Annotated in this window: 6 protein-coding genes; 1 reads left to right on the top strand and 5 read right to left on the bottom strand. The window is 71.9% G+C overall.

Features of this window, described 5'->3' with window-relative positions; translation table 11 throughout:
* Positions 1-50 precede the first annotated feature (50 nt).
* A complete protein-coding gene (locus tag G6O69_RS02095; RefSeq protein ID WP_255215679.1) occupies positions 51-5927 on the top strand; it encodes an AAA family ATPase in 5877 nt (1958 codons plus the stop codon).
* Between the two features lie 6 nt (positions 5928-5933).
* Here the strand turns inward: G6O69_RS02095 and G6O69_RS02090 are convergent, their stop codons facing one another.
* From G6O69_RS02090 to mxcH, 5 genes are all read right to left on the bottom strand, one after another.
* The gene (locus G6O69_RS02090; protein WP_176396579.1) at positions 5934-7985 is read right to left on the bottom strand and encodes a DEAD/DEAH box helicase; all 2052 of its coding nucleotides are present in this window, start codon (positions 7983-7985) and stop codon (positions 5934-5936) included.
* 93 nt (positions 7986-8078) lie between these two features.
* The gene (locus G6O69_RS02085; RefSeq protein ID WP_172301846.1) at positions 8079-8591 is read right to left on the bottom strand and encodes a zinc ribbon domain-containing protein; all 513 of its coding nucleotides are present in this window, start codon (positions 8589-8591) and stop codon (positions 8079-8081) included.
* Between the two features lie 170 nt (positions 8592-8761).
* Complete coding sequence (locus G6O69_RS02080) at positions 8762-10279, bottom strand: hypothetical protein (RefSeq protein WP_172301845.1); 1518 nt, start codon at positions 10277-10279, stop codon at positions 8762-8764.
* An 80-nt stretch (positions 10280-10359) separates the two neighbouring features.
* Positions 10360-11280 (bottom strand): hypothetical protein, encoded by a 921-nt coding sequence (locus G6O69_RS02075; RefSeq protein WP_172301844.1) that lies wholly within the window; start codon positions 11278-11280, stop codon positions 10360-10362.
* Positions 11281-11332: 52 nt separating this feature from the next.
* Positions 11333-13717 (bottom strand): TonB-dependent siderophore myxochelin receptor MxcH, encoded by a 2385-nt coding sequence (gene mxcH, locus G6O69_RS02070; RefSeq protein ID WP_172301843.1) that lies wholly within the window; start codon positions 13715-13717, stop codon positions 11333-11335.
* Positions 13718-13837 lie beyond the last annotated feature (120 nt).

Genomic DNA, 13837 nt, shown 5'->3' with positions numbered 1-13837 from the left:
GGGCTCTGCGGTGGTGCAGCCATGAAATCTACGTCGTAGCATGACACCGAATGGCGCCGAAGGGCTATCGACTCATCGAAACCCTGTGCGAGTCGGGACGCAGCGTGGTCTCGCGACGTCGTGATCCTCTCGGCCGATCGGTGATCGTCAAACAGCCCGCGCAGAACCTCGAGCGCGAGGCCTTCTTGGCCCGCTTCCTCAACGAGCGCGAGATCTATGATCGCCTCGCGGGTGACCACCGCCCGCGCCTGCTCGAGTTCGACGACGGCCCCGAGGGCGTGGCCCTGGTCTTCGAAGATCTCGGCTGGCGATCCCTGCGCGAGCACGCCGACGACCAGGGCCTGACTCTGGCCGAGGCGCTGCACGTGACGCTGCGCCTGCTCGACGCCCTGACCATGCTCCACGGCCACGGGGTGATTCATCGAGATCTCAAGCCGGACAATGTTCTGGTCGACGGGACCTTGTCCCAGGTCTCGATCATCGACTTCGGCATCGCGACCACCGTGGTGAGCAACGGGGCGCGGGCGGGGTCCCGGGGCCGCCTCGAGGGCACGCCCGAGTTCATGGCCCCGGAGCTGACCGGGCGGGTCAACCGGGTCGTCGACTACCGCAGCGACTACTACTGCCTGGGCGCGACGATGTACTGGATGCTGACGGGGGAGCCGCCCTTTGGCGACTCGGGCGACCGCAGCGAGCTGATCCACGCCCACATCGCCCGGGTGCCCGAGCGCCTCGACCGGCGCGACCCCAGCGTGCCGGCGCCGGTCGCCGGGATCGTCGCCAAGCTCCTGGCCAAGTCCGCGAGCGATCGCTACCAGGGCGCCTTCGGCCTGCGCCGGGACCTCGAGCGCTGCCTGCAAGAGATCGAGCGCGGCGGCGAGGTCGTCGACTTCGAGCTCGCCTCGGTCGACCCTTCGGAGCAGCTGCGCATGCCCCAGCGCCTCTACGGCCGGGAAGCCCAGCGCGACCGCCTGACCACGGCGCGGGCGCGGGCCTGCCTCGGCCCGGTGCTGGTCCTGCTCTCGGGGCCCACGGGCTGCGGCAAGACCAGCCTGGTCCGCGACCTGTGCGGGAGCCTCGAGGAGGACTCGGCCGACTACATCGAGTACGTCGCGGAGCTCGAGCCAGGTGAGCCGCTGGCCGCCGTCGAGGCGATCCTCGGCGGGCTGCTGCGCCGCTACGCCCAGGGCCCCGCGGACCTGCGCGCGGCGGTCCGCGAGCGCCTGCGCGATCGCCTGGGCGACCTCGCGGCGCTGCTCGCGGAGCTCTGGCCGGCCCACGCCGAGATGCTCGAGGTCGACGCGCCCCTGGCCACGGTCGGCCCCGGCGAGCTCCGGGCGCGCTTTTGGGAGGCGGTCTCGCGGCTGATCAGCGCGCTGCTCCTGCCCGAGCGCGAGCTGGTGATCTTCATCGACGATCTCCAGTGGGCCGACGAGACCTGCCTGCGGCTGATCGAGCGCCTGCTCGAGCCCGGGGCCGAGGGCGAGGCGCGCTCGCTGCTGGTCATCGCCTCGCTGCGCGACGAGATCGGCGGCGAGCCCAGCCCGATCCGCGGGCGCCTCGAGGCCGTGGGCTGCGAGCAGGTCGAGATCCCCGTCGGCCCGCTCGGGGCCGCGCAGGTCCGCCAGTGGGCCGAGGCGCTGCTCGGCGGCTCGGCCCAGACCGACGCCTTCACCCGCCTGCTCATGGAGCGGACCCGGGGCATCCCCCTCTACCTCGGTCAGTTCATCGTCGCGCTCCACGACACCGGCGTGCTCGCCATCGACCGGGCCACGGGGACCTGGCACGTCGACCTCGAGCGCGCCCGGGCCCAGCAGAGCAGCGGCGACGTGCTCGACTTCCTCGCCGAGCGCTTCCACGAGCTGCCCGAGCAGAGCCGCCAGCTCCTCGGCCTCGCCGCGCACCTGGGCGTGCACTTCGACCAGGCGGCGCTGGCCATGGTCGCCGACGAGGACGCGGCCAGCGTGGGCTGGGTGCTGGCCTCGGCCCTGGCCGCGGGCTTCTTGCTGCCGGCGCAGCACGAGCGCGAGGCGGGCCGCTACCGCTTCGTCCACGAGCGGGTCCGCCGGGTCGCGGCCCAGAGCCTCGAGGGCGACAGCGGGGCGCTGCACCTGGCGATCGCCAGGCGCCTGGGCCACGCCGACGACTGGGAGACGGTCCACGCCGTCGCCGAGCACGTCGCCCGGGCGGTCGAGCTGATCACCGAGGGCGAGGAGCGGGCTCGCTTCGCCCAGCTGTGCATGCGCGCGGCGGAGCGCGCCCGGGCGGCCGCGGTCTTCGACGGCGCGGCCCGGGACTACGCCACGGCCACGCGCCTGCTCGACGACGAGGAGGAGCACGCCGTGCGCTTCGACGCGCTGCTCGGCCTGGCCGAGTGCGCGTTCATGGCTGGCTCCCTCGACCAGGCCGTGCGCGCCTACGTCGAGGCCCGCGCCCAGGCGAGCTCGCGCCTCGAGCAGACCCGGCTGCTGCTCAGCCGCGCCAAGCTCTTCATGGTCCCCGGCGACGCCGAGGCGGCGCTCGAGGTCGTGCTCGAGGCGGCGCGGCTGTACGAGCTCGAGCTGCGCCGCGGCGCCCCGCGGATCTGGGCCGAGGCCCAGCTCGACCAGCTGCTCGCGCGCCTCGAGGCCATCGAGCCCAGCGAGATCAGCCGCGGCCCGCTGCTCGACGACCCCGAGCTCGAGGCTCTGTTCGCGCTGCTGCTCGCGGGCACCAACCCGGCCTACATGTCCGGGGACATCGGGCTGATGGTCGGGCTGGTGTCGATCGTGCTCGATCTATCCCTCGAGCACGGCCAGAGCGACATCTCGGCGACCTGCTTCGTGCAGCTCGCGGTCTTCCTGGCCAACATCGACGACTACGCCGGAGCCCGGCGTCAGGCCGAGATCGGCTTCGCGCTCTTCGAGCGCTTCCCCGCGAGCGTGCTCTTCGACGTGGCCAGCTTGATCTACGCGGCCACGGTCCAGCCCTGGGTGGCGCCGCTGGGCTCGAGCCTCGACACCCTCGAGCGCGCCCACGCCCACCTGCGCAGCGCCGGGCGCTACGTCGACGCCGGCTACGCCGTGACCTCGCGGGTCTACGTGGGCCTGGCGCTGGGCGTGCCCTTGCCCGAGGCCGTCGAGTATCCCGTGCTCGCCCTGGCCTTCCTGCGGACGATGGGCTCGCGCTCGCAGTGCATGATCATGGAGATGGTCCGCGACGCTCAGCGGGCGCTCATGGATCCGCGGGTCAGCCTGCCCGAGCCGCCGCCGGCCGCGGAGCTGTCGTCGACGAACTTCTACTTCTCCCGGGCGGCGCTGGCCTTCGCCGCGTGGTTCCTGGGCGCCGAGGAGCACGCGCGCAGCTGCATCGCCGAGGTCGCCGAGGCGCGCGCGGCCGGGGCCGGGGCCGGCTCGGTGTTCACCGAGATCGAGGCGGCGATGAGCCTGATCATCGTCTGTCGCGGCTACGAGGCGCTCGACCCGGAGGCGCGCGCGGACCTCGACGTCGAGGTCGAAGATCGCCTCGTGCACATGCGGCGCTGGGAGACCAGCTGCGCCGAGCTCGCTCGTCCCCTGCGCCTGCTTGTCGAGGGCAGCTGGTCGCGGGCCGTGGGCCAGCTCGAGCGCGCCTTCACCTGCTTCGACGAGGCCGCGGACGCGGCCGCGGCCGCGGGCCTGGTCCACTTCGAGGCCATGGCCAACGAGAAGGCCGCGAAGATCCTGCGCATCCAGGGCCGCTCCAAGTTCGCCGTGGGCTACCTCGAGCAGGCCCGGCGCTGCTACGCGCGCTGGGGCGCGCGGGCGGTGCTCGAGCGCTTCGACGAGCTCCTGCGCGCCGGCGACGAGGTCGTGCGCGTCGAGTCGACCACGGCCCACGAGACCGAGGACGAGGGCCTCCAGACCCTCGACGTCGCCAGCGTGGTCAAGCTCTCCCAGGCGCTGGCCGAGGCCAGCAGCACCGCCGCGGTGATCGACAACCTGCTGCGCGGGAGCATCGAGAACGCCGGCGCCGACCGGGGCGCGCTCGTGCTCGAGGCCGACGGCGGCCCGGAGCTGGTCGGCCTGCTCGAGCACGGCCGCGAGGGCGTGCGCCTACCCAAGGCCCGGCCGCTCACGGGCAGCGACGAGCTCGTGGTCGTCGGCTTGATCCGCGCGGCCCGGGACAGCGCCGAGGCGGTGGTCGTCGACGACGCCCCCGTCGACGAGCGCTGCGTCCGCGAGCGCCGGGTCGTCGAGCACGGCCCGCGCTCGATCCTCGCGCTGCCGATCGTCGTCCAGGGCGGCCCCGCCGGGGTGCTCTACCTCGAAAACCGCGTGCTCGAGGGCGTGTTCTCGACCCTCGACCTCGAGGTGCTCTCGACCCTCGCCCGCCAGGCGATCATCGCCCTCGAGAACCTGCGCCTGTTCGACGTGCTGCGCACCAGCGAGGCCCGCTGGCGCTCGCTGGTCGACAACGCCCCGGACTTCATCGCGATCATCGACCGCGAGCACCGCTTCGAGTTCGTCAACCGCGTCGAATTTGGCCTGAAGCCCGACTCGGTGTTCGGCGCCCACGTCGAGGCCTTCGTGCCCCCGGACGTCGTCGACAAGACCCACCGCGCGATCGAGCTGGTGTTCGAGACCGGCGGCCACGGCAGCTACGAGTCGGTCTATCGCCTGCCCACGGGGGAGCAGCGCCACATGACCACGCGCCTCGGCCCGATCAAGCGCGGCGACGAGATCGAGCGGGTCACGATGATCACCACCGACCGCACGGACCAGGTCCACCTCGAAGAGCAGCTCCACCAGGCCCAGAAGATGCAGGCCATCGGCACCCTCGCCGGCGGCGTCGCCCACGACTTCAACAACCTGCTGACCGTGGTGTTCGGCGCGAGCGAGCTGGCGAGCCTGGAGATCGGCGAGGACCACCCCGCGGCCTCGGCCCTGGCCGAGATCATCGAGGCCGCCGAGCGGGCCGCCGAGCTCACCCGCCAGCTGCTCGCGTTCAGCCGCAAGTCGGTGCTCAAGCCCCAGCGCGTCGACCTCAACGAGCTGGTCAACAAGATCGTCAAGCTCCTGCGCCGGCTGATCGGCGAGCACGTCGAGCTCGCCCTCGAGCTCGCCGACGCCAAGCTCGAGGTCGACGTCGACCCCGGGCAGATGGAGCAGGTCGTCATGAACCTGGCCGTCAACGCCCGCGACGCCATGCCCGACGGCGGCGTCTTGACCCTGCGCACGGGCAGCCGCCAGCTCGGCGAGGCCGCGGCCGCGGAGCTCGGCCTGGGCGTGGGCGCGCACGTGGTCCTGGAGATCCAGGACTCGGGCGTGGGCATCCCCGAGCACCAGATGGCGCGGATCTTCGAGCCCTTCTATACGACCAAGGCGCCCGGCGAGGGCACCGGCCTGGGCCTGTCGACGGTGCTCGGGATCGTCGAGCAAAGCGGCGGAGTGGTCCGCGTGAACAGCCGCCCCAGTGAGGGCGCGTGCTTCTCGATCATCTTGCCGGTGGCCACCGTCGTGCGCGAGCAGTCCGGGCCGGTGCGCATGCCGGTGGACATGACCTCGGGAGACGCGACGGTCCTCGTGGTCGAGGATGAGCCCGCGGTCGCACGCCTGGCGGCGCGGGTGCTCGCGCGCCAGGGCTACACGGTGCTGCGCGCCAGCGACGGCGAGGAGGCGCGGCGCGTGGCGGATCGCGCCGAGACCATCGACCTGCTGCTCATCGACGTGGTCATGCCCGGCGCCAACGGGCGCGTGGTCGCGGACGAGCTGCTCGAGCGCCACCCGCGGATGCGGGTGCTCTACATGTCGGGGTACACGGACGACGCGATCATGCGCCACGGCGTGCTCGACGGCAGCCGGGCCTTCCTGCACAAGCCCTTCACGCGGGTCTCGCTGATCTTGGCCGTGCAGGAGGCGCTGGGGCGGGGCGGCGCCGAGCGGCGCTCGGGCGGCGCCTGGAGTTAGGAGCCCCTACTCGCCGCCGAGCTGGCGGATCTCCAGCTTGGGATCGCGCTTGTCGGGCTTGGCCACCCGATCCGCGAAGTCGTCCGCGACGTCGCTCGCGACCTCGAAGGTCGAGGCCCGCCCGCCGATGCGCACCGGGCCGATCGAGCGCGAGCTGATGCCGCCGCGGCGGCAGACGTGGGCGAGCAGCCGGCCCGTGGTCGCGCCGCTGTGCTGGCCCCAGTTGATCTCGAAGCGCACGAAGTCCCCGGGCTTGTCGTCGTGCCGAGGTCCGCGGTCGCGGTCGCGGCCACGGCCACGGTCGTCACGGCCGCCGCGGCTGTCGCGGCCGCCGCGGCTGTCGCGGCTGTCGCGGTCGTAGCGGTCACGCTTGGCGCGGCGACCCGAGACGATCTCCATGGGCTCGCGGGCCATGGGCGGCTTGGCCATGCGCAGCAAGGTGGCGACGAGGACCTCGGGGTCGTTCTCGGCGAGCAGCTTGGCGGCGTACTCGCGCTCGTTTTCGGAGATCGGCTCGAGTCCGGCGTCGTCGGTGTCGGGGGGGAAGACGGGCGCCTCGGCAGGAGCCTCGAGCTCGACCTCCTCGCTCGTGTCCTGCTGGGCGGCGAGCTGCTCGAGCTGCGCGTGGAGCTCACGGCGCATGCGCTTGATCAGCGACTTGTGGACCTTGCTGGGGCCGGGGACGCTGCCCCAGCTGGCGTCGACCTTGGCGCTGCGCAGCAGGCCGCGGATCCGCCGCTCGGCGCGGCTGGGGACGAGCAGGAAGCTCGAGCCCTTGCGCCCGGCGCGGCCGGTGCGGCCGCTGCGGTGGACGTAGTTGGCGACGTCGACGGGGAGGTCGGCGTGGATCACCGTGGCGATGTCGGGCACGTCGATGCCGCGGGCGGCGACGTCCGTGGAGATCAGCGTGTTGACGATGCCGTGGCGGAAGGCGTCGAGGGTGCGGGTGCGCTGGGCCTGGCTGAGGTCGCCGCTGAAGGGCAGGGCCGAGAAGCCGTCGCCGGCGAGCTGGCTGGCGAGCTCGGCCGCGTCGACGCGGCGGCGCACGAACACCAGGCAGCGCCGGCCCTGGGCGAGGAGCAGGAGGTTGACCAGGGAGGGGTAGAGGTCGCCGTCGACGAGGTAGGCGGTGACGTCGATGTCGCTGTGCGGCTCGCCGAGGGCCGTGCCGGTCACGCGCAGGGCCTCGCCGCCCTGGAAGCGGTTGGCGAGCTCGCGGACCTCGCGGGGGAAGGTGGCCGAGACCAGGTGGCTGGCGCGTTCTTCGGGCAGGGCCGCGACGATGGCGTCGAGCTCGTCGCGGAAGCCCATGTCGAGCATCTGGTCGGCCTCGTCGAGGACGACGTGGGTGACGTCGCTGCAGTCGAGGCCGCCGCCGCGGATGTGATCCAGGAGCCGGCCGGGGGTGGCGACGAGGATCTCGGGGCGCCGGGCGAGGCGGCGGAAGTCGCCGCGGATGTCGACGCCGCCGGTGACGACCTCGACGTTGACGCCGCGGACGCGGGAGAACAGCCAGGACAGCTCGCCCTGGACCTGGGCGGCGAGCTCGCGGGTCGGGGTGATCACGAAGGCCGCGGGGCCGCGGCGGCGCTTCTTTTCGCCGTCGAGCAGGGCGTCGGCGAGGGCCAGGCCCAAGGCGACGGTCTTGCCCGAGCCGGTCGCCGAGGAGATCCGCAGGTTCTTGCCGCTGGCCTCGGGGGCGCAGGCGGCCCGCTGCACGGCGGTCAGGGCGGTGAAGCCCTGGTCGCGCATGGCCGCGGCGAGGGGCGCGGGCACGCCGGCGAAGGGATCCTTGGACGCGGGCTTGGCCTGAGCTTCGGGCTTGGCCTGAGCTTCGGGCTCGGGCTGAGCTTCGGGCTCGGGCTGAGCTTCGGGTTTGGGCTGCGCCTCGGCCTGGGCTTCGGGCTCGGCCGAGCTCGACGGCTCGGTCGCGGAGGAGAGATCAGCAGTGTTGGTGGGGGTTTCGGAGATCGCGTTCATCACGAGCGTGGGGCGGCTCGAGACGAAGGGCGAGCAGCACGAAGGCGCCGGGTAACACGCGTTCGTGGGGCTGTCCACCGCCCCTGCGCATCGCCAAGGCCGTGCTCAGGGGCTCGAACACTCGCTTCGGCGCGCACGCCGGAGGCCGACATTCGGCATCGGCGCCCGCGCTCAGTCGCTCGATCCGGCGTCCGCGCTGGCGTCGTCGACGGCGATGTTGGCCTCGGCAGCGTGGGACGCAGCGCCCTCGGGCTCGTCCCACAGCTCGCCGGCCTGCTCGTAGCGAAAGCCCTGCGCGGGGGACTCGCCGAGGCCGGTCACGCCCTCGGCCTCCACGCCGATCTCACCGGTGAGGAAGGCTTCGAGGGCGGCATGGCTGACGGCGTAGTAGCCCTCGCTGTCGCGGCATTGGTGCACGCGACCGCTGTGCTTGCAGTCGATGCACCAGGAAAAGAGCGAGCGCGACTCGCCGTCGGGGCCCTTCTCGGTCCACGAGCGAAAGCCGCGGGCGTCGCAGGCCGGGCAGTCGACCTCGCCGACCCTCTCGCGGCTCTCTCGGGCCTTTGCCTGGCGCTCGGCGGCCTGGCGCTCGGCGACCCACTCGCTGACTGGAAAGCCGCAGTCGGGGCATGCCTTGGCGCGATCCGAGACCTTGCGCTCGCACTCGGGGCAGGGGATCAGCATCACCGAACTGATAGCATCGATCGTGGCGGCGTGGACGGTCCCGCGGCAGGGGCTCGCGCTGGTGCCAGAGGTGGACGTCCGCGGCCGAGCCGCAGCGCGCGGTGCCGCTGCGGCTCGGGTCAGGGGCGCGGACGAGCGCGCCCATTACGGCTCGGGGGGCGCTCGGAGGCTCAGGGCGAGCACTGGTCGGCGCCGATGACCGTGGGCGAGTCCCGCTCCTCGAAGTCGATGTCGACCCCGACCTCCGGGTGCAGGGCGGCCTCGCCCGGGCCGTCGCACTGGCTCAGGTGGAGGTCACCGCCGGCCGCGTCGACGAACCACCCGGCGTCGGCGTCCTCGGCTCGGTTGTCCGAGAGCGTGGCCGTGGCGCTGTCGCGGGCGCGGATCTGCCGGTTGCTGAGGTTGCCGTGCAGGCTCAGGTTCGAGGTCTCGGCCCAGCGATACTCGATGCCCGAGCCGTAGCTGTTGGGGTCGCTGAAGTAGACGGTGTTGTGGGCGACGAGGGTGTCGACGGCGCGGTCGACGGTGATGCCCACGTCGTGGCTGCCGTCGGCGGCGAAGCTCGACGAGACCGCGTTGTTGGTGATCACCCCGCCGTGGACCACGGCGTTTTGGCCGAAGCCGATGCCGCGCGCGCAGTTGATGATGGTGTTGCGGGTGAGCACGTGGCCGCTGCCCTCGGCGCTGTCCCACATGTGGATGGCGTGCTCGGCCAGGCCGCCGGTGTAGACCATGTCGTCGCGCAGCTCGGGGAACTTGCCGTGGGCCGGGTGCTCGGTCGCGTCGCAGTAGATGCCCTCGAAGTGGCTGTCGCGGACGGTCCAGTTTGTCGAGTCGTGGGTGTCGATGCCGCCGGTGTAGCAGCGGGTGTTGCCGCTTTGGCCGCCGTAGCCCCACACGTTGGCCCGGCCGGCGTCGGTCATCTCGAAGCGCGTGCACGAGACCTCGACGCCGTCGACCTCGCCGGAGCCCACGCTGGCCTTGACGAATTGCTGGCCGCCGTCGATCAGCTCGAGATCGTGGAGGATCACGTCGTCGGCGTTGGCCCACAGGTGGACGAGGTGGAAGATCGAGCGGCGCACGCCGATGCCCGCGACGGCCACGCCGGGCGCGTCGATGGTGATCACGGCGCTTTGGTTGCCGAGGCCGCGGTAGTCGGCGTCGAGGATCACCGCCGAGGGGTCGCCGCTGACCGAGCGGATCGTGATGTTGGGGGTCGTGACGTAGACGCCGGTGTACTCGTTGTCGCCGGCCTCGGTGAAGGTGTAGGTGCCGTCCTCGAGCAGGATCGTGTCGCCCTCGCTCGCGCCCGTGACCACCGCGCGCAAGCTGGTCTCCTGGCCGTCGACCATGACCTTGCCCTCGGCCCCGGGCGAGACCACGATCTCGGCGCCCTCGCGCAGGGGGAGCTCGGTGTCCTCGCAGGCGCTCGAGCCCTCGCTGCCGCCGGTGGTCGAGGTGTCGGTCTCGGTGCCCGCGTCGGTCTCGGTCCCGACGTCGGTGTCGGTGTCGGTGGACGACTCGCTGCCGGTCTCGGTCCCGGCTTCGGTGCCGCTGCTGCCCTCGTCGGCGCTGCTGTCCTCGTCGGCGGTGCTGTCGGTGCCCTCGGTGCCCTCGTCGGCGCTCGAGTCCGAGCAGGCCAGGCTCAGCCCGGCGGCGCAGATCGTCAGTCGAAGTGCGTGTCGCATCCGCGCAGGGTAACCCACTGGAGCAAGCAGGTCGCAGGGGCGAAGTCGCGCGGCCAGGGCGGCCCGCCGGCGCCCCGTGCTCAGGTCTCGCCGGGGGTGTTTGACGCGGCGGGCTCGGCCGGCGCGCTGGGCTGGTCTGCCTGGGGCGCCGGCTCGGGGCGCTCGCTCGCTGCGCCGAGCGCCTCGACCTGGGGGCCCGTCTCGGACGGCTTGCTCGCGGCGTGGAGGTCGTAGCTCTGGAGCACGGTGGCGACGAGCTCCTCGCGTTGATAGCGGTCGTAGCGGCCGGCCTCGTAGAGCGCGAAGCAGGCCCCGACGAGGGTGACGAGGGCGGGGAGCCACTCGCCCTCGACCCCCAACACGAGCACCCAGGTGAGCGCGGCGATGAACAGCCCGTCGAGGGTGGCGGCGCTGACCCAGTAGCGGCGCAGGAGCACGAAGGAGGGGCTGAGGCCCTCGCGCTGGCGCAGCTCGGCCCACATGCGCACGTAGAGGGCGCTCTCGTTGCGGGCCTGCTCGGCTTGGCTGCGCGCTTGCTCGTCCTCGCCGTGGACGTAGCGGCGCAGCCAGGGCAGGTGCTCGCCGTACGCGGTCAGCGTCCACCAGGTGGTCGTCTGCCTGGGCGAGATGTCCTCGTGGCGGACGAGCACGCCGTGGCGGGCGAGCTCCTCGAAGGTGATCAGCCGGCTCGGATGGTTGCGCAGCGTGGCCCAGCCCTTGCGCAGCTTGGTGCGGGTGAAGCGACCCACGGCGAAGCAGGTCATGCCCGAGATATAGGACGCGAAGATCAGCACGATCACGCCCAGGGGCGGGATGTCGCCGGCGTCGAGGCCCGCGCCCGTGCCGATGCCGAGCAGCTCGCCGAGGCGCGGGGTCATGCCCGCCCAGGCCACGGCGGCCACGAAGGTCACCCCGGACACGAAGAAGGACAGATCGAAGATGTCGAAGAAGTCGATGAACTTGTCGAAGAGCGGCTTGACGGCCTTGGCGACCTCGGACATCGCGGACCACGCTACCACGACTCGGCGGGCGCCGGGGGGCGCGGGCCTCGGCTCAGAACTCGAGGGTTGTCTTGAGGTAGACGCCCCGGCCGGGGCGCTGCACGCCGAAGTAGTCGTAGGCCTTGGCGTCGGTCAGGTTCTGGAGCTCGGCGGTGAAGCTCAGCGCGAGCGGGTCCCCGCGGATCACGTAGCTCAGGGCCAGGGCGTGGGTCAGCTGGGCGGGGACGACCTGCTTGAAGGCGACCAGGCCGATGCTCTCCCAGCCGCGGTAGAACTCGTGGACGTAGCGCGTGCGCCAGGTCAGCGAGAGCTCGTCGATGGGCGTGGCCAGCCCCGAGAGCTGTAGGCGCGCGCTGGCGTTGGCGAACATGTAGGGCCGGTTGGGGATGCGGTCGCCCTCGTAGTCGACGAAGGCGCCGTCGTCCGAGACGTTGCGGAAGTCCTGGTAGGTGAAGTTGGCGTCGAGGGCGAGGTAGTCCCCGGGCGAGGTCCAGCCGCCGCCGGCCTCGACGCCGACGGAGCGGGCTTCGTAGACGTTTTGATAGGTGTAGAGCTGGTCGTTGCCGAGCAGCACGATCAGCTGGTCGGCCCCGCGCCAAAAGCCGTTGAGATCGAGGCGCCAGGCCCCGGCGATGGTCTGGCGCGCGTCGATGGTCAGGCCGAGGTTGGCGTTGTGGCTGGTCTCGGGCTCGAGCTCGAGGTTGGCCGAGATCCGCGTGCCGTCGCCAAATATCTCGTCGGGCCGCGGCAGGCGAGTGGCCCACTCGTAGGATGCCTTGGCCCAGATCCACGGGGCGAAGCGGTAGCGCAGGGCGTCGCCGGCCCCGAACTGTAAGGTGTCGCGGTTGCGCTCGCGCGGCTCGCCGCCGGGCAGGGGCTCCTCGGCGCGGGCGAGCTGGGCGTAGTTCTTGACGAAGAGCTCGTTTTCGAGGCGCTCGTCGAGGACGATCAGCGTGTAGGCCAGGCCCGTGACGATGGTCGTCAGGTCCTGGCGGGCGGTCAGCGGATCCCGGAGGCTGGGATCGTCGAGGGTGTGGTCTTCGCCCGTCCGGGTCACGTAGGTCGGGGCCACGGACAGGCTCAGGCCGTGGGCGGCCCGCGGCTGCCAGCGCAGGTTGGCGCGGCCAAAGCTGGTGTGCTCCCAGATCGACTGATCGATCGGCCCGAGGCCGAGCTCACCGGCCAAGGAGCGCTGGTAGATGCAGCGCCCGTACCAGTCGTAGACGCACTCGCCGATGTCGCGGAAGTCGGTCTGACTCCAGGTGTAGCCGCCGACGAGGTCGAAGTCGATGTGATGCGCGAAGCGCTGGCGGTAGTCGAGGGTCAGCCCCGCGCTGCGCTCGCTGGTCTCGACCTCGCCGTAGGGCACGGTCATCACGATGTTGTGCTGGATGTCCTTGTCGACGGCGGACGCGAAGCCGCGGACGATCAGCCGCTCGGCCCAGGGCTGGTCGACGACCCCGAGCTCGAGCTTGCCCCCGTAGGCGCGGTAGCCGTCGTGGAAGCGGCGGACCCTGGCCGTGCTGATCTGACCCTCGTCGTCGGCGACCTCGACGTCGATGGGGTAGTCGTTGGCCGAGGTGTCGAAGAAGCCCGAGGCCCGGGCGAACAGGCCGATGGGCGCGAGCAGAGCCTGGGCCGAGGCGGTCAGCCGGTGCGTAGAGAAGGAGCCGCCCTGGTAGGAGGCGGCGCCGTGGACTCCGGGGCGGGGCGCTGGGCTGGCCAGGTTGATCGCTCCGCCGAGGGCGTCGGCGCCAAAGCGGACCGGCACGACCCCGCGGTAGACCTCGACGCGCTCGACGAGGTTGACCGGGACGTTGCCCAGGCCGATGCCCTCGGGGAAGCCGGACACGCTCAGGGGCACGCCGTCGAGGAACACGCGGACCTGGTCGCCGGTGAGGCCGTTGAGGGACAGGCGCGAGCTCGAGCCCAGGCCGCCGCCGCGGCGGATGCCCACGCCCTGGGCCCGGGCGAGGACCTCGCCGAGGTCGGCGGACTCGCGCTTGGCGGTCTCGGTCTCGATGACCTGCACGGCCTCGGCGGACTCGCGCAGGCGCTCGGCCTCGGACTGCTCCTCGACCACGATCTCGCGGACCTCCTCGAACTCGCCCTCGTCCTCGTCCTCGCTCTCGCCATCGCTCTCGCTCTCGCTCTCGTCGTCGCTCTCGCTCTCGTCGTCGCTCTCGCTCTCGTCGCTCTCGCTCTCGAGGTCCGGCGCGTCGTCGCCGGTGTTCGTGTCCGGCACGGGGCTCGGGGTGATCGTCGGCGAAGGGAAGTCTTCGACCGGCCGAGGGGGGAGGTCGGGGTCGGCGTTCGGATCGAGCTCGGGGGGATCGACGTCTTCGCCAGCGGCGTCGGGAGACGCGTCGTCCAAAAGCGAGGGAGCAGGCGCGGCCAAAGGAGCGAGCAGCGCGGCGATGAAGAGCCCGGTGGGCATGGCCTGAGCGTCTTATCTGAAAATGACTTTCACGCACAGAGTTCCGAAGAACACCGTATGACATCGTGAGAATTGTCTAAAATGTGATTTTGAAAATTGATTTCATTTTTAGTAGAAGGA

The organism is Pseudenhygromyxa sp. WMMC2535 (assembly GCF_011083025.2).
This window is presented reverse-complemented; position numbering and strand designations above follow the sequence as displayed.

What these genes read in the sequence shown, in the direction of transcription:
- G6O69_RS02095 (WP_255215679.1), top strand. Translation starts at nt 51, where the DNA reads ATGGCGCCGAAGGGCTATCGACTCATCGAAACCCTGTGCGAGTCGGGA.
- G6O69_RS02085 (WP_172301846.1), bottom strand. Translation starts at nt 8,591, where the DNA reads ATGCTGATCCCCTGCCCCGAGTGCGAGCGCAAGGTCTCGGATCGCGCC.
- G6O69_RS02080 (WP_172301845.1), bottom strand. Translation starts at nt 10,279, where the DNA reads ATGCGACACGCACTTCGACTGACGATCTGCGCCGCCGGGCTGAGCCTG.
- G6O69_RS02075 (WP_172301844.1), bottom strand. Translation starts at nt 11,280, where the DNA reads ATGTCCGAGGTCGCCAAGGCCGTCAAGCCGCTCTTCGACAAGTTCATC.
- mxcH (WP_172301843.1), bottom strand. Translation starts at nt 13,717, where the DNA reads ATGCCCACCGGGCTCTTCATCGCCGCGCTGCTCGCTCCTTTGGCCGCG.